Genomic DNA, 25,087 nt, shown 5'->3' with positions numbered 1-25,087 from the left:
CGTACTGGACGTACTTGGGCTTTCGGCCGGTGCGGCGAGAGTGCGTGCCGGGCGTCGCGACGGGGCGAACGTTGCCTGCCGCGGCACTAGCTCCGCTGCTCCTGCCAGGCCCGGTAGTGGTCCACCAAGGTCTCCTCGATCGGGCGGTAGGCGAGGCCCAGTTCCTCGGTGCTTCTGCGGTTGTCGACGCGGAAGCGGATGCCGAGGTGGTTGCGGATGTAGGCCTGGGAGAGGCCGAAGGCGGGGCCGAGGATGCGGACCGGCCAGTGCGGGAGGGCGGTGCGGGGCAGGCGCCGGTTTCTCGGGTGGTGCTTGAGCAGGACCTTCGCCATCTGGTGGAAGGAGGTCATCTCCTGCGCCGCGACGATGTACCGGCCGTGCGCCTCGGGGTGTTCCGCCGCCGCTATGTGGGCCGCCGCCACGTCCCGGACGTCGACGGTGGTGAAGCTGAAGTCGGGGGCGCCGTAGAAGAAGTAGCCCTTGAAGAGCTCGTCGAGGAGGAACAGGCTGCCCGAGTCCGAGGCGGGGGTGAGGGACGGGCCCAGGATCAGGCCGGGGTTGAGGGAGACCATGCGCCAGCGGCGCTGGGCCGCCTCGGCCTCCCAGGCCGACTGCTCCGCCACCGTCTTGGCGTAGTGGTAGGGGTTGTTCTCGACCGTGCTGGTGGTGTTGAAGTACTTCTCCGACAGGGTCCGGTCGTCCATGGCCCGTACGTCGGAGTAGTCGCCGAAGATCGCGCCCACGGTGGAGGTGAGGACGAGGCGCTCGACCGTCTCCGTGCGCTCGACGGCCGCCACGACGTTGCGCGTGCCCCGCAGGGCCGGTTCCACGACGTCCCGTCGGCCGTCCTTGATCTTCTCCGGCATCAGGAACGGCGAGGCCACATGGAAGACCACCGCGCAGCCCTTCATCGCCTCGTCGAAGGAGCCCTCCGTCAGCAGGTCCGCCTCGAAGAGGTCGAGGCGACCGGGATGGGCGTCCCGCAGGGCGTGCAGGGGCCGGAGCTTCGCCGGGTCCGCCGTGGAACGCACGGTGGTGTGCACGCGGTAGCCGCGTTCCAGGAGCTGACGGACGAGATGGGCGGCCACGAAGCCGCTGCCCCCCGTCACGAGAACCGTTCGGCCGGCCGGGCTTTCGCTCACGCGCGCTCCCCTCGGAGGTCAGGATGCGCCATGATCCCATCAGGACCGCCCGACCGGCCCTCGCTCACCGGCAATTCGTTCGACGAGGCCGCTCGTACCCGGGTCCGACAGATCAGCCGCCTCCCGCCTCCACCCGGCCGACCGCCCCGGACGCGGGCCGGACGGGCACGTCGACTCGGCTGCCGTCGCCCTCGGGCGCAGTACTCGGATTCCCGCGGCCGCGGCCAGCGTCTTGCGGTCGGGGTGGGCGCCCGGCGGGAGCGCGGGCAGTACCTCGACCTCCGCGACCAGGCCTCGTGACTTCACCACCCGCCACAGCGAGGCGAGCAGCGGGTCGTCGCCGACGAAGGCGGCCACGGTGCTGGCCGCGCCCTCCCCGTCGCGGTAGCGGATGCGTACGGGCTGGACGGGTACCCCGGCGTCCAGCGCGGCCTGGAACACGGCCCGCCGGAAGGGCCCTTGAGCGCGGCCGCACCAGGTGCTGCCCTCCGGGAACACCGCGACCGCCCTCCCGGCCCGCAGTGTGTCGGCGATCCGGGCGACCGTCTCGGGCAGGGCGCGCAGCCGGTCGCGGTCGATGAACAGGACTCCGCCGCCGGCGACGAGCGCGCCCGCCACCGGCCACCGCCGGATCTCGGCCTTGGCGAGCATCCGGGCCGGGCGGACGCCGGCCAGCAGCGGGATGTCCAGCCAGGAGATGTGGTTCGCGACCAGGAGCAGCCCGGTCGAGGTGGGCGCGGTCGCACCGGTCACCCGGACCCGGACCCCCGCCGCCCGCACGACGGTCCGGCTCCAGGACCGGACCACGCGATCCGGTATCCAGGCGCTGAGCGGCGCCAGCACGACCCCGACCAGGACCAGCAGGACGACCGTCGTGAGCCGCAGCACGGCCCGCGGCAGGCCGGTGAGGGACGCCGTCGTCTCCACGCACGCCCGCGGGGTGCAGGGCGCGCTGGGCAGCCAGACGCTCATCACGCCGGGACGAGCGAGAGGAAGTGCCGCAGATAGCGCGGGTTGATTCGGCGCATCGACAGCAGCACGTAGAGGTCGGCGACGCCGAAGGCGGGGTCGTGGGCGGGCTCCCCGCACACCCAGGCGCCGAGGCGGAGGTAGCCGCGCAGCAGGGCGGGCAGTTCGGTGCGGGCGGCCGGGACGGTGGCCTTCGGGGTCCAGGGCAGCAGCGGACGTACCCGGTGCTCCGGCGGGGCCAGGTGCTTGTCGCGCACCCGGTCCCAGGTCGCCGTCGCCAGCGTGCCGCCGTCGGCCAGCGGGATCGAGCAGCAGCCGGCCAGCCACTCGTGGCCGCGGTCCACCATGTAGCGGGCGATGCCGGCCCAGATGAGGCCGATGACGGCGCCGTCCCGGTGGTCGGGGTGCACGCACGAGCGGCCGACCTCGACCAGGCCGGACCGGATCGTGTCGAGCGGGCTCAGGTCGAACTCGCCCTCGGAGTACAGCCGTCCGGCGACCGCGGCCCGCTCGGGCGGCAGCAGCCGGTAGGTGCCGACCACCTCGCCGGTGACGCGGTCCCGGATGAGAAGGTGGTCGCAGTAGGCGTCGAAGGCGTCCGTGTCGAGGCCCGGTTCGGGGCCGTCGAGCCGGGCGCCCAGCTCCCCGGCGAACACGTGGTGGCGCAGTCGCTGCGCGGCCCGGACGTCGTCCTGGTCACGGGCCAGCGACACGAGGTAGCCGTTGCCGCCGGGCGGGACGGCGAGGGCGGGGGGCGAGAGCGGCATGGCGGTCATGAGGTCTCCTGCGCCGAGCGGAAGAAGCATGGGGACGGTGCATGGGGATGTGCACCTGCTTTCTTCCGCGGCCGGCTGGCCTCGGCGTGTCCTGCGCGGAACCCGTGGATGTGCGGCTGCTGAATCCCGGGCGACGCTACCGCTTCGCGACCTTACGGGTCGCCCGCAGCCACTCCTTGTTCATGCTCGTGATGGACACCAGCGGGATGCCCTTCGGGCAGGCCGTCGCGCACTCGCCCGTGAGGGTGCAGCCGCCGAAACCCTCCTCGTCCATCTGCGCCACCATGTCCAGCACCCGCGTCTCCCGCTCCGGCGCGCCCTGGGGCAGCACATTGAGGTGGTTGACCTTGGCGGAGGTGAACAGCATCGCCGCCCCGTTGGGACAGGCGGCCACGCACGCCCCGCACCCGATGCACTCGGCATGCTCGAAGGCTAGGTCGGCGTCCGGCTTGGGCACCGGGGTGGCGTGAGCCTCGGGCGCGGCGCCGGTGGGGGCGGTGATGTAGCCGCCGGCCTGGATGATCCGGTCGAGGGCGCCGCGGTCGACGACCAGGTCCTTGACGACGGGGAAGGCGGCGGCCCGCCACGGCTCGACGTCGATCGTGTCGCCGTCCCGGAAGGACCGCATGTGCAGCTGGCAGGTGGTGGTGCGCTCCGGTCCGTGCGCGTCGCCGTTGATGACGAGCGAGCAGGCGCCGCAGATGCCCTCGCGGCAGTCGTGGTCGAAGGCGACGGGGTCGTCGCCGCGCAGGATGAGCTCTTCGTTGAGGGTGTCGAGCATCTCCAGGAAGGACATGTCGGGCGAGATGCCGTCCACCTCGTACGTGGACATCGCGCCGTCGGCGTCGGCGTTGCGTTGCCGCCAGACGCGCAGTTTGAGCTTCATGCATAGCTCCGCTGAGTGGGGTGGACGTACTCGAAGACGAGGTCTTCCTTGTGCAGGGTCGGGGCGTCGCCGGTCGTGGTGAACTCCCAGGCGGCCGCGTACCCGAACGCGTCGTCGTGGCGGGCCGCCTCGCCGTCCGGGGTCTGCGACTCCTCGCGGAAGTGGCCGCCGCAGGACTCGGCGCGGTGCAGTGCGTCGAGGCACATCAGCTCGGCGAGTTCCAGGTAGTCGACGACCCGGTTGGCCTTCTCCAGCGACTGGTTGAACTCCTCGCCGGTGCCGGGGACCTTGATGCGCCGCCAGAACTCCTCGCGGATCTGCGGGATGCGCTCCAGCGCCTTGCGCAGACCGGTCTCCGTGCGGGCCATGCCGCAGAACTCCCACATCAGCTCGCCGACTTCGCGGTGGAAGGAGTCCGGGGTGCGGTCCCCGTCGACCGCGAGGAGCAGGTTCAGCCGGTCCTGGGTCTCGGCCAACACCTCCCGGACGGCGGGGTGTTCGTCGCTCACCTCGCCCTGGTTCGGGTTGCGGGCGAGGTAGTCGTTGATGGTCGCCGGGAGGACGAAGTAGCCGTCGGCCAGGCCCTGCATCAGCGCGGAGGCGCCGAGGCGGTTGGCCCCGTGGTCGGAGAAGTTGGCCTCGCCGATCGCGAACAGGCCGGGGACGGTGGTCTGGAGGTCGTAGTCGACCCACAGTCCGCCCATCGTGTAGTGCACGGCCGGGTAGATCCGCATCGGCACCTCGTACGGATCCTCGTCGGTGATCCGCTGGTACATGTCGAAGAGGTTGCCGTACTTGGCCTCGACGGCCTTGCGTCCCATGCGCCCGACGGCGTCCGCGAAGTCCAGGTAGACGCCCTGGCCGCCGGGGCCGACGCCCTTGCCCTCGTCGCAGACGTTCTTCGCGGCGCGGGAGGCGATGTCACGCGGGACCAGGTTGCCGAAGGAGGGGTAGATCCGCTCCAGGTAGTAGTCGCGCTCGTCCTCGGGGATCTTGTTCGCCGGGCGGTCGTCGCCCTTGGCCTTCGGCACCCAGATCCGGCCGTCGTTGCGCAGCGACTCGCTCATCAGCGTCAGCTTCGACTGGTGGTCGCCGGTGCGCGGGATGCAGGTGGGGTGGATCTGGGTGAAGCAGGGGTTGGCGAAGTACGCGCCGCGCCGGTGCGCCCGCCAGATCGCGGTGGCGTTGGAGTTCATCGCGTTGGTCGACAGGTAGAAGACGTTTCCGTAGCCACCGCTGGCGAGGACGACGGCGTCCGCGAAGTACGTGTCGATCTTCCCGGTGATCAGGTCACGCGCCACGATGCCGCGCGCCCGTCCGTCGACGACGATCAGGTCGAGCATCTCGGTGCGCGGGTGCATCTCGATGTTCCCGGCGGCGATCTGCCTGCTCAGGGCCTGGTAGGCGCCCAGCAGGAGCTGCTGGCCCGTCTGGCCGCGGGCGTAGAACGTCCGGGAGACCTGCACACCGCCGAACGAACGGGTGTCGAGCAGACCGCCGTACTCGCGGGCGAAGGGCACGCCCTGCGCCACGCACTGGTCGATGATCTCGACGGAGATCTGCGCGAGCCGGTGGACGTTGGACTCGCGCGCCCGGAAGTCGCCGCCCTTGACGGTGTCGTAGAAGAGGCGGTGTACGGAGTCGCCGTCGTTGCGGTAGTTCTTCGCCGCGTTGATGCCGCCTTGCGCGGCGATGGAGTGGGCGCGGCGCGGGGAGTCCTGGTAGCAGAACTGGACGACGTGGTAGCCCTGTTCGGCGAGCGTGGCGCCGGCCGAGCCGCCCGCGAGTCCGGTGCCGACGACGATCACCGTGTGCTTGCGCCGGTTGGCCGGGTTGACCAGCTTGGCCTCGAACCGGCGCTTGTCCCAGCGCTCGTTGATCGGACCCGAGGGGGCCTTGGCGTCGACGATCGGCTCGCCGGTCGCGTAGTCCGCGTAATCGGTAGACATGTTCAGCTCACCACTCCGGTCATGACGCCCACGGGGACGGCGATGAAGCCGGCCGTGAGCAGCAGCGCGAGGACGTCGGCACTGGCCTTCAGGGCGCGGTCGCGGGTGCGGCTGCCGGCGCCGAGGGTCTGTGCGGCGCTCCAGAAGCCGTGCCGGACGTGCAGGCCGAGCGCGAGCACCGCGACGATGTAGACGACGTTGCCGTACCAGGTGGAGAAGGTGTCGATCACGTTCTGGTACGGGTGTCCGGACTGGAAGCCGCCGCTGTGCACGGTGCCCGTCGTCAGGTCCAGGATGTGCCACACGATGAACAGCGCGAGGATGACGCCGCCCCAGCGCATGGTGCGCGTGGCGTAGTCGGCCCGCGGCTTCTTGTGCACGTACCTGGTCGGCCGGGCCTTGATGCCGCGGCGGCTCAGCTGGTATGCGGAGACGGCGTGCGCGACGACGGCGGCGACCAGGACGACGCGGATGATCCACAGCGCCCACTCGTAGTGCAGGAAGGGTTCGCCGAGGGTGCGCAGCCAGTGCGCGTAGTGGTTGAAGTCGCCCGGTCCGAAGAAGATCTTGAGGTTGCCCAGCATGTGGACGACCAGGTACGACAGCATGATCAGACCGCTGACGGCCATCACGGTCTTCTTGCCTACGGACGAGTCCCACATGGTGCGCGTCATGGACGGTTTTCGGTCCGTCCCCGGTGCCAGAGCCATGGATCCGACGGTAGGGCCGGCCCACCCCATCGGTCCAAGACATGGTCCGCCTGGTTTCCATAGGCGATGACTATCGGCGGCGTAGGCTGGCAGCATGCAGTTCCAGCAGCTCCAGTACTTCGTGGCCGTCGCCGAGACCCGGCACTTCACCCGGGCCGCCGAGCTCGTGCATGTCGCGCAGCCCTCGCTGTCGCAGCAGATCCGGGCGCTGGAGCGGGAGTTGGGGGCGGATCTGTTTCTGCGGGCGCGCGGCAACATCACGCTCACCGACGCGGGCGAGGCCCTGCTGCCGCTGGCCCGGCGGATCCTGGCGGACACCGAGACCGCGCGGTACGAGGTGCAGGAGCTGGTGCAGCTGCGCAGCGGGCGGGTGCGGCTCGGGGCGACGCCCAGCGTGTGCACGGGTCTGCTGCCGGACGTGCTGCGCGCCTTCCACGACCGCTACCCGGGCATCCGGCTGATGATCGAGGAGGGCGGCTCGCACGACCTCGTCCGGGAGCTGGCCCGCGGCGCCCTCGACCTGGCCCTGGTCGTCCTGCCCCTGCCGACGCCGTCCCCGGCGCTGACGACGGTGGAGCTGCTGCGCGAGGACCTGGTCGTGGTCTCCTCCCCGGAGGCCACCAGGCCCGGGAACGGGGGCCGGACCGTCCGGATCGCCGATCTGGAGCGCGAACCCCTGGTGATGTTCCGGCACGGCTACGACCTGCGGGAACTCACGGTGGCGGCCTGCCGGGCGGAGGGGTTCGAGCCGGACTTCGCGGTGGAGGGCGGGGAGATGGACGCGGTGCTCGGGTTCGTGCGGGCCGGGCTGGGCGTGGCCGTCGTCCCGCGGATGGTCGCCGCCCGCTCGGGCCGGGGGCTGCGGGTCACCCCGCTCGCCCGGCCCGGTCTGCACCGCACGATCGCCCTCGCCCACCGCAGCGACGTCGCGCCGCCGCGGGCGGCCCGGGAGCTCCAGCGGATGCTGCTGGAGCGCTGATCCGGGCTCACACCGTGCGAACGCAGGTGCTCAGGCCGGCACGGCCGGCCTGAGCACCTCCTCGCACCACTGACGGAAGCCGGTGGGGGCGAGGTCGGGGGTGGGGAGCTGGACGGCGCCGTAGAAGCCCTGGTCGTTCTGGGCGTCGATCATGTCGGCGTACCCCTGCGCCCAGGCCTCGGTCGCTCCGGAGCGCAGGATCGCGGCCTGCTGTGCCGCGACGGTGACGAACTCGGCGCGCACGGGCCGGTCGAGCACCTCGGCCAGGACAGCGGCCATGCCCTCGGGGGTGAGGTCGTCGGGGCTGACCAGGGGGACGTCCGCCCGCCCGGTCCAGGAGTCGTCGAGCAGCAGACGGGCCGCCGCGGCGCCGATGTCGCGCGTGGCGCACAGACGCAGCACCCGGCCGGGCAGATGCGGCGTGACGAGGACGCCCGTGTCACGGATCGCGGCGGCCTGGCGCAGGGTGTTCTCCATGAGGGCCGGCGGGCACAGTGCCCGGTAGTGGACGCCGGTGGCGGCGATCGCCTCGTCCATGGCGAGGCCCACGGAGATCAGCCCGGCGTTCCTCGCGACGCCGCGGCCGAGGGTGGAGACGGCCACGACCCGGGTGATGCCCTGGGCGCCGATGACCTCGCACAACGACTCGTTGAAGACCCGGTACTGTCCCTCGACGCTGTCGGCGGCAGGGTCCGGCGGGACCAGCCAGAACACGCGGTCGGCGCCCTCGCACGCCTCCTTCAGGACAGCGGGGTCTGCGTGCGAGCCCCGGACGACCTCCACCCGGTCACGGACCTGCGGGTCGAGCCGGGCGGGGTCGCGGACGATCACCCGGACCGGTGCGGCAGCGGCGGGGGCGTCGAGGAGACGGGCGACGACCTCACGACCGATCTGGCCGGTCGGAGTGGTGACGACGATCATGAACTGCTCCTGGAAGAACGGTGGTCGGGATGTCGTCGAGCCTGCCGCCGGACCCCGCCGAACTGAAGGACCGCTTCGCTCCCGCTTGTTACCCTCAGGGCAATACCGAGCGAAGGGCAGGCCCATGGAGTCCCGTCCGCTGCGCTATTTCGTCGCGGTCGCCGAGGAGCTCAACTTCGCCCGCGCGGCGGATCGGTTGGGCATCTCGCCGCCGCCGTTGTCCCGGGCCGTCCGTCAGTTGGAGACGGAGCTGGGAGCGGTCCTGTTCGAACGGACGACGCACAGCGTGAAGCTGACCACCGCAGGTCAAGTCCTCCTGGAGGAGGCCCGGTTCGCGCTGGAGGCGTTGGAGGCCGCGGAGCGACGGACCCGGCGTGCGGCCTCCGACGAGCCGAAGCTGGTGCTGGCGGTGAAGGCCGACGGGGACGCCGGGCTGCTGGAGGCGATCCTCGCGCGATACGCGGCCGACCCCGCGGCGGCGCCGGTCTCCGTGCGGCTGTGCGCATGGCACGAGCAGACCCTGCTGCTGCGCCGGGGCGAGGCCGACGTCGCCCTGGTCTACGAGCCGTACGACCGCGGCGGCCTCGATGCCGAGCACCTGGCCGCCGAGCCGCGCGTCGCCGCCCTCGCCGTGGCCCATCCCCTCGCGGCCCGGGTCGCGCTGACCCTCGCCGACCTGGGGCTGCGCCCCGACGAGGCGCACCGGTACATGGACGAGGTGCGCGGCAGGGGGAACGACCTCGCCCAGCTCCTCACCCTCGTGGGCCTGGGCGAGGTCGTCCCCCTGCTGCCGGCGTCGGTGGCCGACCGGTATCCCCGGCCGGGCGTCGTCTACCGGCCGGTCCTGGACGCGCCCCACGCCGTCCTGGTCGTGGCCTGGCCCCAGCAGTCCCGCTCGACGGCCACAGCGGCGCTCGTCCGGGCGGCCACGACGGTGGCCGAGGACGTCCGCGAACGGCGGGCGGGCTGACGCCGGACGGCCTCGGGCGGTACCGGCGTCCCCTGGCGGCGGTGGGGTTTGCGTGGCCGTCCGCCCATGATCGCTCAGGCCGTCGCGTCCACCAGTGCCAGCTCGTGGAGCCTGTCCGCCGGGCCCGGGCGGGCGTAGTACCAGCCCTGGGCCGTGTCGCAGCCCAGTATGCGCAGCTGCTCGGCCTGGGCACCGGTCTCCACGCCCTCCACGGTGACCGCGAGGTTCAGGCTGTGGGCAAGGGAAACGATCCCTTCGACGATCTTGAGGTCGACGGGGTCCGCCGGGAACTGCTGCATGCCCTGGGTGAAGGAGCGGTCGAGCTTGAGCACGCTCACCGGGAGGCGGCGCAGGTTGGCGAGGTTGGAGTAGCCGGTCCCGAAGTCGTCCAGGGCGATGTCGACGCCCATCTCGGCGAGCCGGCGCAGCGGTTTGAGCAGGTCGTCGTCGGCGCCGATCAACGCCGACTCGGTCACCTCCAGGCACAGGGCCTCCGGTGCGACGCCCGCGCGCTCCAGGATGTCGACGGTGTCCTGCACCAGACCGGGGTGCGTGAGCTGGCACGGGGAGAGGTTGACGTTGATGCGGAGGGGGTCGGTGTCCCCGCCCCGCTCCCGCCACTCGCCGGCCTGGCGGACCGACTCCTCCAGGACCCAGCGGCCCAGCGGCACGATCAGCCCGGTGTGCTCGGCGAGCGGGATGAACCGGTCGGGGCCGAGCACCCCGTGCTGCGGGTGCAGCCAGCGGACCAGGGCCTCCGCGCCGCGCACGCTGCCGTCGCCGAGGTGGACCAGCGGCTGGTACTCGATGAAGAACTCACCGCGTTCGAGGGCCGCCGGGAGCGCCGTGGTCAGGCCGTGCCGGGTGATCGCGCGGGCGTCGGCCTCCGGGTCGGCGAGCTCGAAGCGGTTGCCGCCCGCGGACTTGGCCCGGTACATGGTGATGTCGGCGCTGCGCAGCACCTCCGCCGCGCTGCGCTCCCCCGCCGGGCCCTCGACGATGCCGATGCTGCCGCGCACGGTCAGCTCCCGGCCGTCGATGCTCACCGGCGCGATCAGGGCGTTCATGATGCGTGCGGCGAGTTCGTCGACCTCGTGACGGGTGTCCCGGCCGGTGGTCAGCGCCACGAACTCGTCGCCGCCGAGACGCGCGACCATCTCGCCGGGCGCGGTCGCGCAGGACTGCAGTCGGTCGGCGACCTCGACGAGCAGCCGGTCGCCGGCCGCGTGGCCGAGGCTGTCGTTGATGGTCTTGAAGCCGTCCAGGTCGAGGTAGCACAGACCGAAGCGCTTGCTCTCGCCGGCGCCCAGCACCTTTTCGAGGCGTTCGAAGAACAGGGTGCGGTTGGGCAGACCGGTGAGCGCGTCGTGGGTGGCCTCGTAGCGCAGCCGCAGGTTGAGCAGCCGGCGCTCGGTGGTGTCCTCCATCAGGGCCAGCATGTACTGCGGTTCGCCGTCGGCGTCGCGCAGCAGGGAGACCGTGAGGTTGGTCCACAGGACCGTTCCGTCGGGGCGGCTGAACGCCTTCTCCGTGTGGAAGTGCTCGCGTTCGCCGCGGACGAGTTCGTCGTAGAGCTTCCAGATCTGCGGCGCGTCCTCGGGATGCGTCAGATCCTCGACGTTGCGGCCGCGCAGACTCTGCTCGGACCCGCCGAACATGCGCAGCAGCGCCCCGTTGACCTGGAGGACGTTGCCTGCCAGATCGGCGATGCTGATTCCTATCGCCGCTCCCTCGAAGACCGCGCGGAAGCGGGCCTCGCTCGCGTGCAGCGCCTGCGCGACCACGCCCTGGGCCTGCAGCGCGGCCCGGGCGATGGTCTCCTGTTCGGCGAGCGTGCGCTCGCGCAGCGCCCGCGCGTACCCGGCCGCCATGGCGTGCTGAAGCCTTGAGGCACGGGTGCGCAGGTCCTCCTGGGGACCGTCCTCGCCGCAGTAGAGCACCAGGTAGGCGTCGACGCAGTCGAGCGACCGGCTCAGCGCCTCGGGGTCGGTGCAGTGCACGTCGACCAGGGCGGCGCCCACGGTGTGGCCCGCGTCGGCGTCGAAGGCCCGCTCCAGCAGCGCCTCGCGCAACCGCCGTGCCAGCGGCAGGAGTTGCTCCTCCAGCTCGGGCCGGGTCAGCGACGTCGCGGTCACCGGGAACACGGCCCGGCTCCAGATCGTCGCGAACCGCCGCAGTCTGTCCTGCGGCCCGTCCTGCTCCGCGCTCATGCCGTACGGCCCAGGCCGGCGAACCCGGTGAAGGCCCAGGGGTCCTCGTCCTCCGGCGCCGTGTCCGGCCGCCAGTGCGGCATCGGCACCAGTCCCGGTTCCACCATGTCGTACCCCTCGAAGAACCGCGCGATCTCGTCACGCGAGCGCATGATCAGCGGGTTGCGAATGTCCTTGTACACGTCCACCGCGCCCTCGGTCCGTTCCGGCGGCTGCGGGATTCCCTCGTACGAGGCATGCGTGAGCACGAGCAGACTGCCCGGTGCGAGCGCGGCGCCGAGCTCGGCCACCGCCCCGTACGGGTCGTCCGCGTCCTCCACGAAGTGCAGTACGGCGACGAGCAGCAGCGCCACCGGCCGCTCCAGGTCGATCAGTCGCTGGACCTGCGGGCTGCCCAGGATGTCGTGCGGCTTGCGCAGATCGCCGGCCACGACGTCGGCGTCGGCGTCGTCCGCCAGCACCGCCTGGCTGTGCGCGACGGCCACCGGGTCGTGGTCGACGTAGACCACGCGCGCCCCGGGGCTCGCCGCCTGGGCGACCTCGTGGGCGTTGCCGAAGGTGGGGATGCCCGAGCCGATGTCGAGGAACTGGGTGACGCCCTCGGCTGCCGCGTGGCGCACGGCCCGGCGCATGAACGCCCGGTTCGCCTGCATGATCTTGGGAAGTCCCGGCATGAACTCCATGGCCCTGCGGGCGGCTTCCCGGTCGACCTCGAAGTTGTGCGAACCGCCCAGGTAGTAGTCGTGGATCCGCGAGACACTCGGCACCGAGATGTCGATGCTCCGAGGGGCCCAGGCGGGACGCTCCATCAATCTCTCCAAGGCGTAGGCGATCCGGTGTTCGAGCTGAGGCTACTGATCGCCCGCCAAACGGGCGAGTGGAAACGGAAATTGACCGTCCGTTCCCGGTCACTGCCTGCGGCACGTGCCGAATCGACGCCCCCCGTGGGGCTACGAAGGGTGCCCGGGGCGTTCCGGAGCGTTCCGGTCGGTCCACAGGGCGGCGAAAGTCTACGCACAGGAAACGGGGGGCGGACAAGCACAGCGGTCCGCCCCCTCCGTGCGGCGCGGAGGGGGCGGACCAACGGTCGTGCGCTATGGAGCAGTTGCGGGGATCAGCCCTGGGGAGGTGATCTCTACTGCGCCGGCGCTCCGACCAGCTTTCCGTCGGGCGCGACGGCGAACCACGTACCGCCGACGCCCTGGCCGTTGATGTCACCGGGCGCCTTGTCACCGGAGAAGGTGTAGATCGGCGAGCAGTTGATGGTCTGCTGCTTGACGCCGTCACCCCGGGTGAAGTTCATGTAGCCCTTCTCCTGGATGCCCTTGGTCTCGGCGAAGTCGACGGGCGCGACCGCCGGCCACTTCTCCAGGCAGGCCCCGTTGCAGTTCGACACCGGCTCGGGCCACGCCTTGTCCTTCACGAACCGGTAGACCGTCATGCCGTTCTTGTCGACAACGATCTTGCCGAGGTTGGGGTCGTTGCGCACGGACAGCCCGGGCAGCTCGGTCTCGGACTCGGAACCCGAGCCGGAGCCGGAGCCCGACTTGGCGGCCTTCTTGCCCTCCGGGGTCAGCGCGAACCACTTGTTGCCCACGCCCTGGCCGGTGGTGTCGCCGGCCTTGGCGTCCTTGGCGTAGTAGTAGGCGGGCCAGCCGGCCACGGTCAGCTGCTTGGTGCCGTCGGTGCGGGTGACCTCGCCGAGCAGCGACTTGTCGATGCCGTCACCGGCGCTGATGTCATCGGCGGAGACCGGCGGCCAGGTGGTCGCGCAGTCGCCGTCACAGTTGGACTTCGGCGGTTCGGCCGTGTCCGCGTCGAAACGGTAGAGGGTCTTGCCGCTGCCGTCGGTAAGGATCTTGCCGAGGTCCGTGTTCGCGGAGATGGCCAGTTCGCCCGCCGCGCCCTGGGCGCCGGTACCGCCGGTCGGGCTGGCGCTCGCACCGGAGCCGACGCCGCTGCCGACGCCGGTTCCGACACCGACTCCCGCGATGCCACCGGCCGGGGCCGTGGCCCCGACGTTCTGGCTCGACGACGTGCCGCTTTCGGAACCGCACGCCGTCGTCAGCGCCAGAACGGCCACAGTGCTCGCCGCGAGTGAGGCGCTCCGCCAGGTGGTCTTCATCGTCAACAACTCCCCGATCGTCACAAGGGTGTTGCAGCGCCCTGCTGCGCCGCCGCACGGTCCTGAGTACGCAGGGGGGTGGTCGTTGTGTTCAAACCTCGCACAAAATTCTTTCCGCGACCTGTGACGCGGGCCGCGCCCGGCCACCGCAACGGCGACCGCGACGGACGCCGTGACCGGCCGCGAAGGGGCGCGGAGGCCCGCGCCGGTCGCACATGCGCACGATGCACCGGATACGCGCACGCATCGCCGGCAAACCCGCGGACCGGAACTTCCCCCGTTCGGGGCAATCCTCGTAAGGCGTGGGCGTAGGGCGGTGCGAGAGGCCGCATGATCTCCGTCGTGCATGGATCCGAACCGACCCGATCCGCCCTCGTCACCAGGGCCTTGGCCCTGGGAGCCGTGGCCTGGATCCTCGCGGCCGCACCGGCCGGGGTGGCCACGGCCGACGCGTGCGCGTACGCCTCGACGGGCCCGGACGGCACCGAGGCGGTGGCGGTCGCGGGCGGCCACCAGTGGCCGACTCCCCCGGTGTGCCCGAAGCCGACGCCGACGCCCACCCCGACCTTCACACCCCCGAAGCCGAAGCCGACGCCCAAGCCGACGCCGACCCCCGCTCCCACGCCCACACAGACCCCGACCACGCCCCCGAAGCCGACGCCCGAGCCTCCGAAGCCGGCGCCGACGCCCGAGCCTCCGAAGCCCAGGCCGTCGACGACGAAACCGCGGCCGACGCCGCGGGCGCCCGCGCCCCGGCCCGCGGCACCGCTCCCCCGGCCGAAGCCCACACCCACGCGGACGCCGACTCCCACCCCCGAGCCGACGCCCACGCCCACACCCCGGCCCTCCCCGGCCCCGGTGAGCTATCCGGAGTACCACTCCTCGCCGCACCAGCGGTCCGTCCGCGGCGGCCAGTCGCCGGTCACCTACGTCCTGCTCATCACCGTGCCCGCGGTGATCGCCGTCGCCGCGCTGCGACCGCGCTGACACCGATGCTGGAGGCATCTCTTGCCGGAATGGCTTGTTCTCACCCTCGCGATGCTCGCCGCCTGTGCGGTGGTGGTCGTCGTGACCCTCGTTCGGCACCGCAGGGCGCCCGAGGACGAGGACCCCTCCGAGACCCCGGACGTCATCGAGTACATGACGATGTGGATCGGCGTGGTGTACGCCATCGTCCTGGGGCTGGCCATCGCCGGGGTCTGGGAGGCGCGCAGCGTCGCCCAGGACCACGTCCAGGCGGAGGCGCAGGCGCTGCACGAGATCTCGGAGCGGGTGCGGGTCTACCCGGCCGACACCCGCGACCGCATTCGGGGGGATGTCAACGCCTATGTCGGACACGTCGTCACCACCGAGTGGCAGAAGATGGCCGACGACGGGGAGGTGACGAAGCGCGGCGACGAACTCCTCCAGCAGCTCCGGGTGGACGTCACCGACTACGAGCCGAAGACCGACTTCGAGGCGCAGGCCTACCAACCGCTGCTCGACCAGATGGCCGCGGCCGACCAGGCGCGCAACTCCCGCGCCGCCTCGACCGGGGCGACCATGCCCGGTGTGGTGTGGTTCGGGCTGCTGGCCGGGGCGGCCATCACCATCGGCATGGTGTTCGCGCTGCAGATCCGGCGCACGCCGCGCGAACTGGTCCTGGCCGGGCTGTTCTCCGCGCTCATCGCCTTCCTGCTCTTCCTCATCTGGGACTTCGACGCGCCCTACAGCCGAGGCATCACCGCGTCGGCGGAACCGTTCCTCCACCTCTTCCCCGGCATCAAGGGCTGAGGTCCTGAACGGCTCGGGCGTTCGGGGGCGGCCGCCACGCCGACGGCGTCCCCTGTGCGGCCCACCCGCGTGCCCCATTCGTACGACTGCGATCGCGCGAGCGCACACATGTTCCTAGCGTTTCGGTCATCGAGGTGCATTTATGGCGCAAGCGGAACAGGTCCGCGGCTGCTCCTCGGGGACCGGAGGATCCACCATGCGCGCGATACGCGTCGCTTCGGCCGCACTGCTGGGCGTCACCGCCCTGACCTTCTGCGCACCCGCCGCCGTCGCCAGCGGCGACGACGACCACTACGTCATGTCGAACGGCTACGGCGTGCTGCCCTCGGCCGTCTCGGCGGGCGGGCAGGTCACCGTCCAGGTGGACCGCGACACCAGTGGCTGCAAAGGCTCCGTGACGGTGACTTCGGGCGTGTTCGACACGGTCGTCATCCCGCGGGGCTCCTCGTCGGCACTGGTCGTGGTCGACCGGAACGCCAGGGCGGGCGCGTCGTACCGGGTGACGTTCAGCTGCGGCGGCCTCAGCGCCGTCAAGGAGTTGACGATCGTCGGCGGCCGTCCGGTCGACCCCTCGCCGCTCTATCCGGTCCCGCAGGGCGTGCACGCCGGCGGGGGCGGCAGCGTCGCCGGGTTCGACCTCCGGGAGATCGGGCTGGGCGCGGCGATCGTCGCGGGTTCGGTGGGCGCCGCGTACTACTTGGCGCGGCGGCGCACCGGAGAGGACGGCGGCTGACGGCTCGGGTGGGCGCGGACCCGGTCGCGCGCAGGCCTTCGCCCCGGATCCCAGCAGGGACCGAGGCGAAGGCCTGTTCGCGGGTCAGATGCGGCGCTCGGCGCGACGCCGCATCCAGAACAGGCCGCCGCCGAGCAGGGCCGCGGCGACGAGTCCGCCGCCGATGGCCATGTCGGTGGGGGTGGCGCCGGCGGTGGTGCTGCCGCCGAGACCGCCGCGGACACCGCCGATGACGGTGAACGCGGCCGGGCGGGTCAGGGTCCGGCCGGAGCAGTTGACGGTGATGTCGTAGGTGCCGGGCCGGGCGTTGTCGTCGATGGTCGCGGTGCCCTTGGAGGTCTGGTTGGCTCCCTGGATCGGGGTCAGGTTGGCCTGCCGGAACGCGTTCGAGGTCATGGTTCCGCCGGTGGGGCAGCCGTCGACGGTGACCGTGATCTGGCCGCCGCGGGCGATGACGGCGGGCAGGACGACGATGTTGCTCGGATTGGCGCCCATGCCGTCACGTGCGACGGCGACGGGGGCGGCGACTCCCAGGGTGGCGACCGCGACAGCGGAGACCGCTGACGCCGCCAGAACACGAGTGGTACGCATGTGATCCTCCGCGGAAGGCGCCCCGGGGCCCGTCCCCGGCATGTCGGCGAGAAAGCGCCTCCCAAAAAGACCCTCAGATGCCGTGCACGCGCCCGCATTTCGGGAATGGTCCGTCCTGGTGAGCGGACACGCCGAGCAAAATGCACGCAAAGGGATATCGCCGCAGGTCACGGACCGTCAGAAAATTCCTGCCGTCGGCAACTCGGATGGCGCACCGAAGGACGCCGGGCCACCCGTTCGCTGTCGCCCCGTCGCCGGTTACCGCCGGGGGACTTAGCGTTCTCGTATGCGCGAAAGGACGTGGCGACGGCCGCGTCGAAAGGGGATGGCGAATGTCTGCGTACGAGCTGTCCGAGGTGGCGGAAGAAGAGGAGCGGCGGCGCAGGCGCGCCCCTTGGGGCGTGATAGCGCTTGTTCTGCTGACCGGTCTCGCGCTCATCCGGAACGGGTCGGGGGAGTTCGACATCGGCCCGCCGCAGCCGGCCTCGGCGGCGGCCGCGGACGGCCGTACCCTGGGCGGGGCCTTCGGTCGGACCCCGACTCCGCTGCCGTACGCCGAGCCGGACCGGGTGCGGATCCCGGCCATCCAGGTGAACGCGCCGGTCATGGCGGTCGGTCTGGACGCGGACGGCTGGGTCGGCGCGCCGCCGCCGGAGGACCCGAATCTGGCGGGCTGGTTCACCGGTGGCGTGTCGCCGGGCGAAAAGGGGACCGCGGTCGTCGTCGGCCATGTGGACAACCAACTCGGTCCGGCGGTGTTCTACGGTCTCGGCGCGCTGAAGAAGGGAAGTCGCGTCGAGGTGGCGCGCAAGGACGGAAAGACTGCGGTCTTCGAGATCTACGGCATCGAGGTCTTCGAGAAGAACAATTTCCCCGGCGACCGGGTATACGCCTCCAAGGGGGCCCCCGAATTGCGGGTCATCACCTGCGGCGGCGGTTTCTCCAAGGCGAACGGATACGACGGGAACGTCGTCGCGTTCGCCCGCCTGGTCGAGGTCCGCTGAGCGGGTGTCCGACCGGGCGGGCGGCGGCGACAGGGGCCTTGAGTCAGACGTACGGCCGGTGCGGGACGGTGAGGTGGTAGCCGGAGTCCAGAAGCTGCGGCAGATATCTGCGCAGCGCCCGCACGCTCTGTGAGCGGTCGCCCCCGGCGTCGTGCGAGAGCACCACGACACCGGGGGCGGCGCCCTGCTCGACCCGTTCGACGATGGCGCCGGCGCCGGGGGAGGTCCAGTCGAGGGAGTCGACCGTCCAGGCGAGGGGCTCCATGCCCAGTTCGGCGCCGATTTGGAAGGCGGCGCGGTTCCAGGCGCCGTAGGGGGCGCGGAACCAGCGGGGCCGTTCGCCGTAGCCGTCCCCGATGACGTCGCTGGTGCGGGACATCTCGGAGTGGATCTGTCGGCGGGTCAGTCTCGTGAGCAGCGGGTGGGACCAGGTGTGGTTGCCCACGATGTGGCCGTCGTCGGCCATGCGGCCCAGCAGATCCTGGTTGTCGGCCGCCATCTCCCCGCACACGAAGAACATCGCGGGCACCTCGTACTCCGCCAGCGTGTCGAGGATGCCCGGGGTGTAGCGGGGGTCCGGTCCGTCGTCGAAGGTCAGCACCATGGTGCGGCCGCGGCCTGTCATCCTCAGCAGCGGTTCGCGGCGCACCGGGGTGCGGGCGGGCGCGGTGCGCGGGGGGCCGTAGCCGATCAGCGGCTGGAGGCGGTAGGCGGAGGGCTTCAGCGGGACGCCACGCGGCGGGGCGCCGGCGGCAGGGGCGGCGGCCCGGACCGGCCTGCCGTGCTCGCCCCGGACGAACACCGCGGCCGTGCCGACGCTTCCGACGACGGCGGTCCCGGCGAGCAACGCCCGGCGCCGCGTGAACAACTGATCGTTCTTCATGCCTTATCAGTCGCCCGGCCGATCCCCGGCCCACCCCACCGACACCGCTCCGGCGGCACGATTCCACCCGCCTGGCGCAGCGCCCGCCCGGTCAGCGGTGGCGTACCAGCGGGAAGGGCAGGGTCTCGCGGATGGTGCGGCCGGTGAGGAACATGACCAGGCGATCGACGCCGATGCCGAGGCCGCCGGTCGGGGGCATCGCGTATTCGAGGGCGTCGAGGAAGTCCTCGTCGAGTTCCATCGCCTCGGGGTCGCCGCCCGCCGCCGGCAGGGACTGCTCGGTGAGACGGTGGCGTTGCTCGACGGGGTCGGTCAACTCGGAGTAAGCGGTGCCGAGTTCGGTGCCGAAGGCGACGAGGTCCCAGCGTTCGGCGAGGCGCGGGTCGATGCGGTGCTGCCGGGTGAGCGGGGAGACGTCGGTGGGGAAGTCCTTGTAGAAGGTGGGGAGTCGGGTCTTCTCCTCGACGAGTCGTTCGTACATCTCCAGGACGACGTCGCCGCGGCCGTCGTCCGGTGCGCAGGGGACCGAGGCGCGGTCGCAGTGCCGTCGCAGGACCGTCAGGTCGGTGTCGGCGTCGATCTCCTCGCCGAGCGCCTCGGAGATCGCGCCGTAGACCGTACGGACCGGCCACTCCCCCGAGATGTCGTACTCCCGCCCGTCCTTGCGGGCGACCGGCGAGCCGAAGGCGGCCGTCGCCGCGCCCTGGATCAGCTCGCGGGCCAGGTCGAGCATCACGTCGTAGTCGGCGTACGCCTGGTAGGCCTGGAGCATGGTGAACTCGGGGTTGTGCTTGCAGGAGACGCCCTCGTTGCGGAAGGTGCGGCCCATCTCGAAGACCTTCTCCAGGCCGCCGACGCACAGCTGCTTGAGGTACAGCTCGAGGGCGATGCGCAGGTAGAGGTAGAGGTCGAGGTCGTAGGCGTTGATGTGGGTGATGAAGGGGCGGGCGTTGGCGCCGCCGTGGATCTGCTGGAGCATCGGCGTCTCCACCTCCAGGCAGCCGCGCTCCAACAGGCCCTGGCGCAGGGCCTGTACGGCGGTGGAGCGGGCGCGGACGACGTCGCGGGCGGCGGGGCTCGCGATGAGGTCGAGGTGGCGCATGCGGACCTTGGTCTCGGGGTCGGTGAGGCCGCGGCGCTTGTCGGGCAGCGCGACGGCGATGGCGTGCGGCCATGCCTCGCGGTCGCCGACCGGGTCGCCGCCGGTCAGACAGACGCCGGCTTCGACGCGGTAGGTGACGGCGGCCTTGCCGCTGGGTGAGAAGACGACGGCCTTGTCGCGCCGGGTGGCGAAGCAGCCGAGGGAGTCCGCCTCGCCGTAGGCCTTCAGCAGGGCGCGGATGCGGGGTTCCTCGTCGCCGTGCAGGGCCGCTTCCATGCGCTGGGAGCGGAACAGGGCAGCGGCGGCGTCGAGGAGGGCGAGGGCGCCGAAGAAGGCGGCGAAGACTTCGGGCACCCGTTCGAGCGAGCGGCCCGCGAGCCGCCGGGGCGGGCCAGGGGCGCTCTTCGCCGTGGCGGTGTCCACGGTGGCACTCATGTTCCGACTGCAGGAACACCCGCGCCCGGCCGCCCGTCGAGCGGCCCTCCGAACGGCCGGACCTGCGGGTTCCGATAGCCTCTGCGCCGTGACGGAACAGCACTCGCAGCAGCCCGAGCACCAGTTCGAGCGGGGCACGGACGGACCCAAGGTCATCCTGGCCGGCGTGGACGGCTCCGACACCTCGCTGCGGGCCGCGGCCTACGCCGCCGGTCTGGCCCGCCGCCAGCGTGCGCTGCTCGCCCTGGTGTACGTGCAGCCGGTGACGGCGACGGGCGCCGCGTTCGGGGTTCCGGTCGGGGAGACGACCGACAAGATCGCCGAGGAGCTGGTCGCGCAGATCCGCCAGGCCACCGAGCACATGCGCGGGACATTCGACGTGCGCTGGGAGTTCCGCACCTCCCGCGGCGACCCCTACACCGGCCTGGTGAAGGCGGCGGACGAACTCAAGGCGGACGCGGTGGTGGTGGGCGCCTCCGAACAGGCCGGCCACCGGATCGTGGGATCCGTCGCGGTACGGCTGGTGAAGGCGGGACGATGGCCGGTGACGGTGGTGCCATAGCACCTCCTCACCCGAAGGGTCGGCTGTCGCTACCCCATCACCAGCCCTTCCTTTGCCGCGCCCCGGCTCAGGACGACGTCGCGGATGCGGTCGCGTACGCCCGCGACGCCCGCGCCCTGGGCGAGAGCCTGGTCGAGGTCGACGACCCGGCCCGCGTCGATGTCGAACATCTGGGGCACGAACTCGGCCTTGCGCACTGCCCAGCGGCCGCCGGCCCGGGCGGGCGGGTCGAAGGTGAAGCGGGCCACGGTGGACTGGCTGCCGCGGGGGTCCGGGACGCCCTGCCGGTTGACCATCTCGCCCGCGATCTGGTCGCCCAGCCCGTAGACGACCCAGGTGCCGTTGACCTTCTCGTAGGCCTGCGGGACGTGCGCGCGGGCGCCGAGGATCAGGTCGATGTCGGGGCGGCCGTCCGTGCGGGAGGCGGTGAGCGTGCGGGCGAGGGCGAGCTGGCGGTCGTCCGGGGCGTCCTGCCAGGCGGTGCCCCAGTGCACGGAGACGACGACCACGTCGGCGCCGGCCTTCCGGGCGGCCTTGGCGTCGGCGACGATCCGGTTCTCGTCGATCAGGCCGACGGTCCAGGGCTGCCCCGGCGGAAGCGGCTGCCCGCCCGTGTCACTGGTGTAGGCGAGGTGGGCGACGGTCGCCCGCCCGGCGCGCAGGAGCGTGACCGAGTTGCCCTCGGCCTCGGTGCGCGCGGTGCCCGCGTGCCGTACGCCCGCGCCGTCGAGCGCGTCGAGGGTGCGCTGTACGCCGGCGGCTCCGTCGTCGAGGCTGTGGTCGGAGGCGGTGGAGCAGCCGTCGTAGCCCGTGGCGGCGAGGGCCCCGGCGATCTCGGGCGGGGACTTGAAGAGGGGCCGGCCGGTGTAGTCGCCGTTCGCGCCGTACGGGGTGTCCAGGTGGCACAGGGCCAGATCGGCGCGGGAGACGACGGCCCTGACCCCCTCGAGCATGGGACGGAAGTCGTGACCGGAGCCGCCGGCGCTTACCGTGCCTCCCGCGTCGAAGCGGGCGCGGTCGATGACGGCGGTGTCCGGGAGGATGTCCCCGGAGGCCACGAGGGTGAAGCCGCGGGCGGCGGACGGCGCCGGGCGGCCGGGCCGGTCGGCCGGCCGGTGGTCCCGGGCCTGGCAGGCGGCGGCCGACGCGAGGACGGCCGTCAGGACCAGGGCCACCTGGTGTCTGCGTGCGATCACCGGGTCACCCCCTCTCGGATGGCTTGTCATATTTACGCACGTATCACTACTAATCCATCACGGGTGCCCGACCGGTCCGGCACTCCCTTCGTCCAGGGCCGATGCCCGCGATCGGCGTAGCCCGGACCGTTCGTCGAACCGTTCGTCGACGCGATCGACCGTCCGCCGCAGAGCGTTGTGCGCACCCTGTCCCGAACCGGCCCACTGCGGTGCCATACGCGCATGACCGCCGGAACCGCCCTCAAAGCCAGGACGACGACCGCCGACCACGAGCTCGCCGCACTCCAGCGCGAGCACGGCCGGCCGCTCTTCGCGCTGCTGCTGAGACTGTGCGACGGCGACCGCCAGCGCGCCGAGGACCTCGTCCAGGAGACCCTGGTGCGCGCCTGGCAGCATCCCGAGGCACTGCGCACCGACGCCTTCGAATCCGTCCGGCCCTGGCTGCTCACCGTCGGCCGGCGGCTCGCGATCGACGCCCGGCGGGCCCGGCAGGCGCGGCCCGCGGAGGTCGGGGACGCGGTGCTGGAGAACGCGCCGGTCTGCGCCGACCACGCCGAGCGGGCCGCGGCGGCCCTCGATGTGCGCGAGGCTGTGAAGACACTCACTCCGGAACACCGTGAAGTCCTGGTGCTGGTGTATTTCCACGGGGCGAGTGTGGCGGAGGCCGCCGAAACGCTCGGAATTCCTGCCGGTACCGTGAAGTCGCGCGCGTACTACGCGCTGCGCGCCCTGCGCAGGGTGCTTCCGGGATACGCAGCCGACCTGCGCTGAAACCCACGACTGGGTCAAGCCTCCGTAAAGCGCCTTGCCTAGGACCCCCTTTGAGTAATCGGGTGTCCTTATCCGTGTTCCGGACTGGGGTCCCGGCAACGGGCGACGCGCAAGCACCGGAGGAAGGCAGGAAGGGATGCTGCACAGAGGTCACCAGAGCACGGACGGCACCGGCGGCGGTGAACTGACCGTCCCCATGGCCTGGTTGTATGCCGAGTACATCGCCGACGAACTGCTGCGGACCGGCGATCTGATGCCGCCGACGTCCTTCGAGTTCCGTGCCGGGCGCGACGCCCTCGCGCTCACCATCTTCCTGTCCGACACCGACGGCGAACTCCCCGGCATCCGGGTCGTGACCCAACTGGAGACCTGGCTTTCGCTCACGGCGTACGACCAGCCGTGGCAGAACTGGGTCGATGAACGTATGTCCCAACTGACAGCCGAAGCCGCCGAGTTGGAGGGGCCTGCGCCCGATCTCGAACTGGCGGCCGCGGCCTGGCGCTGGCTCGAGGAGACGGAGCTGCTGGCCCCCGACCTCAACGCGGTTCCCGGCGGCACGCCGGTCGGCGAGGACGACGGACCCAAGGTCTGGACACCCGCGTGGCAGCTCGGACTGCCCCTCGGCCACTTGGCGATTCATCTTTTTTAGATTCACACCAATCCGCGGACCGGACCGCTCCGAACATCTGGGTCACGATTCGGTACGTGGCTTGAGTGATTCGTCTGTCGGGTGCGTACCGGTGGGAGCAAGGAGTAACCCCACTGGCACTCAACGGCACGAGGTTTCGGCATGAGGTCCCTGGAAAGGCATCGCGACGTCGGCGCGTACGCGCTCGGCGTGCTGGACGAAGCGGAGGCTTTCCGCTTTGAGGACCACCTCATGGAGTGTCCTCAGTGTGCGGCGCAGGTCACCGAGTTCGGGCCCACCGCACGGCAGATGATGCTCTACCGGCGCGCGACCCCGCGCGCCGTGCACCCCTTCGCCGGCCCCGGCCCGCAGCTGCTCGACCGGCTGCTCGCCGAGGTGGCGACCCGGCACCGGGCGATGCGCCGGCGGCTGGTGTTCGCCCTCGCGGCCTCCGTGGTCGTCGCCCTGGCCGCGCCCGCGCTCGTGATGATGGCGGGCGGCGGCAGCGGCGACGCCCAGGACGCCGTGCGGGTCACCGCGACGGACGAGAAGTCCGGGGTGTGGGCACAGATCACCACCGAGGACGAGACCTGGGGCAGCCATGTGCAGCTCGAGGTCAAGGACGGCGCCGGCCCCCGGTCCTGCCGCCTGATCGCCATCGGCCTCGACGGCTCCGAGCAGACGGTCACCAGCTGGACCGTCCCCGAGCACGACGCCCGCCCCAACACCATGCAGGGCGCCGCGGCCTGGCACCCCGACGAGATCGCCCGCTACGAGCTGCGCACGGCCTCCGGAGAGCACCTGGTGACGCTCGACGCCCAGTGAGACCGGCCCGGAGTGAGTCCAGGTCACTTCGACGTCGGCCGCTTGAGTCGGCTCCTCGGGTCGGCTACTTGAGCAGTCGGGACATCCTGCGGTCCGCCAGCGGCTTGCCGCCCGTCTGGCAGGTGGGGCAGTACTGGAGGGAGGAGTCGCTGAAGGAGACCTCCCTGATGGTGTCGCCGCAGACCGGGCAGGACTCGCCGGTGCGGCCGTGGACCCGCAGGCCGCTCTTCTTCTCGGCCTTGAGCCGTCCGGCCGCGAGGCCCCGCGAGCGTTCGACCGCCTCGGTGAGCGTGCTGCGCAGGGCCTCGTACAGGGTGTGGGTCTCCTGGGGCGTCAGAGAGGCCGCGAGTTTGAAGGGGGACGTCTTGGCCGCGTGCAGGATCTCGTCGCTGTAGGCGTTGCCGACGCCCGCGATCAGGCTCTGGTCGCGCAGGGCGCCCTTCAGCTGACGTCGTTCGCCCGCGAGGAGTCCGGCGAAGCGGGCCTCGTCGAAGTCGGCGGCGAGCGGGTCGGGGCCGAGCCGGGCGACGCCGGGAACCTGTTGCGGGTCCGGCACCACGTACACCGCGAGCCGGTGCTGGGTGCCGGCCTCCGTCAGGTCGAAGCCCTCCCCCGTCTCCAGGGCGACCCGCAGCGCCAAGGGCCCTTTGCCGGGGCGGGGCGGCCCGTCGGGCAGCCGGTCCTTCCAGTGCAGCCAGCCCGCGCGGGCGAGATGGGTGACGAGGTGGAGGCCGCCGCCGGTCGCCAGGTCGAGGAACTTGCCGTGCCGGTGCACAGCGGTGACCTCCTGGCCCTCGACGGCGGTGAGGGGCGGGTCGTACGTCTTCAGGACGCTGACGGCGACGGGCAGCACCCGGACGATCTCGTGGCCCACGAGATGCTCGGTCAGGAAGTCCTTCAGCGCTTCGACCTCGGGGAGTTCCGGCATACGTCCTACAGTGCCATCC

General features: G+C 71.7%; 24 protein-coding genes and 2 pseudogenes. 10 read left to right on the top strand and 16 right to left on the bottom strand.

Going from position 1 to position 25,087, the window contains the following annotated elements:
• Positions 1-86 precede the first annotated feature (86 nt).
• The 6 genes from AB0J04_RS27780 to AB0J04_RS27755 all read right to left on the bottom strand — a co-directional run bounded on the left by AB0J04_RS27780 (position 87) and on the right by AB0J04_RS27755 (position 6,396).
• Positions 87-1,142, bottom strand: a complete 1,056-nt coding sequence (locus AB0J04_RS27780) for an NAD-dependent epimerase/dehydratase family protein (RefSeq protein WP_363171286.1) — start codon at positions 1,140-1,142, stop codon at positions 87-89.
• A 39-nt stretch (positions 1,143-1,181) separates the two neighbouring features.
• Positions 1,182-2,114, bottom strand: a complete 933-nt coding sequence (locus AB0J04_RS27775) for a lysophospholipid acyltransferase family protein (RefSeq protein ID WP_363171285.1) — start codon at positions 2,112-2,114, stop codon at positions 1,182-1,184.
• Positions 2,114-2,878, bottom strand: coding sequence for a GNAT family N-acyltransferase (locus AB0J04_RS27770; RefSeq protein ID WP_363171289.1), 765 nt, complete (start codon positions 2,876-2,878; stop codon positions 2,114-2,116). The genes AB0J04_RS27775 and AB0J04_RS27770 overlap by 1 nt, the downstream gene beginning before the upstream one ends.
• A gap of 145 nt (positions 2,879-3,023) precedes the next feature.
• Positions 3,024-3,773: a succinate dehydrogenase/fumarate reductase iron-sulfur subunit gene (locus AB0J04_RS27765; protein WP_363171284.1), complete on the bottom strand. Its 750-nt coding sequence runs from the start codon at positions 3,771-3,773 to the stop codon at positions 3,024-3,026.
• Positions 3,770-5,722, bottom strand: a complete 1,953-nt coding sequence (locus AB0J04_RS27760) for a fumarate reductase/succinate dehydrogenase flavoprotein subunit (protein ID WP_363171283.1) — start codon at positions 5,720-5,722, stop codon at positions 3,770-3,772. The genes AB0J04_RS27765 and AB0J04_RS27760 overlap by 4 nt, the downstream gene beginning before the upstream one ends.
• Before the next feature lie 2 nt (positions 5,723-5,724).
• On the bottom strand, positions 5,725-6,396 hold the full coding sequence (locus AB0J04_RS27755; protein ID WP_363171288.1) for a succinate dehydrogenase: 672 nt from the start codon (positions 6,394-6,396) through the stop codon (positions 5,725-5,727).
• A 130-nt stretch (positions 6,397-6,526) separates the two neighbouring features.
• Between AB0J04_RS27755 and AB0J04_RS27750 the strand changes: the two genes are divergently transcribed.
• Positions 6,527-7,411: a LysR substrate-binding domain-containing protein gene (locus AB0J04_RS27750; RefSeq protein WP_363171282.1), complete on the top strand. Its 885-nt coding sequence runs from the start codon at positions 6,527-6,529 to the stop codon at positions 7,409-7,411.
• A gap of 30 nt (positions 7,412-7,441) precedes the next feature.
• Here the strand turns inward: AB0J04_RS27750 and AB0J04_RS27745 are convergent, their stop codons facing one another.
• Positions 7,442-8,332, bottom strand: a complete 891-nt coding sequence (locus tag AB0J04_RS27745) for an NAD(P)H-binding protein (protein WP_363171281.1) — start codon at positions 8,330-8,332, stop codon at positions 7,442-7,444.
• 124 nt (positions 8,333-8,456) lie between these two features.
• On the opposite strand from AB0J04_RS27745, the gene AB0J04_RS27740 reads away from it, so the two are divergent.
• Entirely contained in the window at positions 8,457-9,302 is an 846-nt protein-coding gene (locus AB0J04_RS27740; protein ID WP_363171280.1) for a LysR family transcriptional regulator, read from the top strand.
• Positions 9,303-9,376: 74 nt separating this feature from the next.
• On the opposite strand, the gene AB0J04_RS27735 is transcribed toward AB0J04_RS27740, so the two are convergent.
• The 3 genes from AB0J04_RS27735 to AB0J04_RS27725 form a co-directional block, all read right to left on the bottom strand.
• The gene (locus tag AB0J04_RS27735; protein ID WP_363171279.1) at positions 9,377-11,512 is read right to left on the bottom strand and encodes an EAL domain-containing protein; all 2,136 of its coding nucleotides are present in this window, start codon (positions 11,510-11,512) and stop codon (positions 9,377-9,379) included.
• A complete protein-coding gene (locus AB0J04_RS27730; RefSeq protein ID WP_363171278.1) occupies positions 11,509-12,321 on the bottom strand; it encodes an SAM-dependent methyltransferase in 813 nt (270 codons plus the stop codon). The genes AB0J04_RS27735 and AB0J04_RS27730 overlap by 4 nt, the downstream gene beginning before the upstream one ends.
• A 326-nt stretch (positions 12,322-12,647) precedes the next feature.
• Positions 12,648-13,637, bottom strand: a complete 990-nt coding sequence (locus AB0J04_RS27725; RefSeq protein ID WP_363171277.1) for an SCO0930 family lipoprotein — start codon at positions 13,635-13,637, stop codon at positions 12,648-12,650.
• A 342-nt stretch (positions 13,638-13,979) separates the two neighbouring features.
• Between AB0J04_RS27725 and AB0J04_RS27720 the strand changes: the two genes are divergently transcribed.
• The 3 genes from AB0J04_RS27720 (at position 13,980) to AB0J04_RS27710 (ending at position 16,143) form a co-directional block, all read left to right on the top strand.
• Positions 13,980-14,624, top strand: a complete 645-nt coding sequence (locus AB0J04_RS27720) for a hypothetical protein (RefSeq protein WP_363171276.1) — start codon at positions 13,980-13,982, stop codon at positions 14,622-14,624.
• A 21-nt stretch (positions 14,625-14,645) separates the two neighbouring features.
• The gene (locus AB0J04_RS27715; RefSeq protein WP_363171275.1) at positions 14,646-15,410 is read left to right on the top strand and encodes a hypothetical protein; all 765 of its coding nucleotides are present in this window, start codon (positions 14,646-14,648) and stop codon (positions 15,408-15,410) included.
• 196 nt (positions 15,411-15,606) lie between these two features.
• Entirely contained in the window at positions 15,607-16,143 is a 537-nt protein-coding gene (locus AB0J04_RS27710) for a hypothetical protein (RefSeq protein WP_363171274.1), read from the top strand.
• Positions 16,144-16,227: 84 nt separating this feature from the next.
• On the opposite strand, the gene AB0J04_RS27705 is transcribed toward AB0J04_RS27710, so the two are convergent.
• On the bottom strand, positions 16,228-16,734 hold the full coding sequence (locus AB0J04_RS27705) for a hypothetical protein (RefSeq protein ID WP_363171273.1): 507 nt from the start codon (positions 16,732-16,734) through the stop codon (positions 16,228-16,230).
• Positions 16,735-17,066: 332 nt separating this feature from the next.
• Here AB0J04_RS27705 and AB0J04_RS27700 point away from each other — a divergent pair, with 332 nt between their 5' ends.
• A complete protein-coding gene (locus tag AB0J04_RS27700; protein WP_363171272.1) occupies positions 17,067-17,738 on the top strand; it encodes a class F sortase in 672 nt (223 codons plus the stop codon).
• A 43-nt stretch (positions 17,739-17,781) separates the two neighbouring features.
• On the opposite strand, the gene AB0J04_RS27695 is transcribed toward AB0J04_RS27700, so the two are convergent.
• The 3 genes and pseudogenes from AB0J04_RS27695 to AB0J04_RS27685 form a co-directional block, all read right to left on the bottom strand.
• Positions 17,782-18,621 carry a polysaccharide deacetylase family protein gene (locus AB0J04_RS27695; protein WP_363171271.1) on the bottom strand — a complete coding sequence of 280 codons (840 nt, stop codon included), beginning with the start codon at positions 18,619-18,621 and terminating at the stop codon, positions 17,782-17,784.
• 91 nt (positions 18,622-18,712) lie between these two features.
• Positions 18,713-19,771: pseudogene (locus AB0J04_RS27690) on the bottom strand (amino acid--tRNA ligase-related protein); the annotation flags it as partial.
• Positions 19,772-19,834: 63 nt separating this feature from the next.
• A pseudogene (locus AB0J04_RS27685) lies at positions 19,835-19,999 on the bottom strand (phosphatidylglycerol lysyltransferase domain-containing protein); the annotation flags it as partial.
• Positions 20,000-20,246: 247 nt separating this feature from the next.
• Between AB0J04_RS27685 and AB0J04_RS27680 the strand changes: the two are divergent.
• The gene (locus AB0J04_RS27680; RefSeq protein WP_363171270.1) at positions 20,247-20,720 is read left to right on the top strand and encodes a universal stress protein; all 474 of its coding nucleotides are present in this window, start codon (positions 20,247-20,249) and stop codon (positions 20,718-20,720) included.
• A gap of 29 nt (positions 20,721-20,749) precedes the next feature.
• Here the strand turns inward: AB0J04_RS27680 and AB0J04_RS27675 are convergent, their stop codons facing one another.
• On the bottom strand, positions 20,750-21,916 hold the full coding sequence (locus tag AB0J04_RS27675) for a CapA family protein (RefSeq protein ID WP_363171269.1): 1,167 nt from the start codon (positions 21,914-21,916) through the stop codon (positions 20,750-20,752).
• 222 nt (positions 21,917-22,138) lie between these two features.
• On the opposite strand from AB0J04_RS27675, the gene AB0J04_RS27670 reads away from it, so the two are divergent.
• The 3 genes from AB0J04_RS27670 (at position 22,139) to AB0J04_RS27660 (ending at position 24,140) form a co-directional block, all read left to right on the top strand.
• Positions 22,139-22,687, top strand: a complete 549-nt coding sequence (locus AB0J04_RS27670) for a sigma-70 family RNA polymerase sigma factor (RefSeq protein WP_363171268.1) — start codon at positions 22,139-22,141, stop codon at positions 22,685-22,687.
• 136 nt (positions 22,688-22,823) lie between these two features.
• Entirely contained in the window at positions 22,824-23,336 is a 513-nt protein-coding gene (locus AB0J04_RS27665) for a hypothetical protein (protein ID WP_363171267.1), read from the top strand.
• 141 nt (positions 23,337-23,477) lie between these two features.
• On the top strand, positions 23,478-24,140 hold the full coding sequence (locus AB0J04_RS27660; protein ID WP_363171266.1) for a zf-HC2 domain-containing protein: 663 nt from the start codon (positions 23,478-23,480) through the stop codon (positions 24,138-24,140).
• Positions 24,141-24,204: 64 nt separating this feature from the next.
• Here AB0J04_RS27660 and AB0J04_RS27655 read toward each other — a convergent pair whose 3' ends face one another.
• On the bottom strand, positions 24,205-25,068 hold the full coding sequence (locus AB0J04_RS27655; RefSeq protein WP_363171265.1) for a DNA-formamidopyrimidine glycosylase family protein: 864 nt from the start codon (positions 25,066-25,068) through the stop codon (positions 24,205-24,207).
• Between the last annotated feature and the right edge of the window lie 19 nt (positions 25,069-25,087).

This window comes from Streptomyces sp. NPDC050263 (genome assembly GCF_040655955.1).
GTDB lineage: Bacteria > Actinomycetota > Actinomycetes > Streptomycetales > Streptomycetaceae > Streptomyces.
The sequence above is the reverse complement of the archived record's forward strand: the minus strand, read 5'-3'. Positions and strand labels throughout refer to the sequence as shown.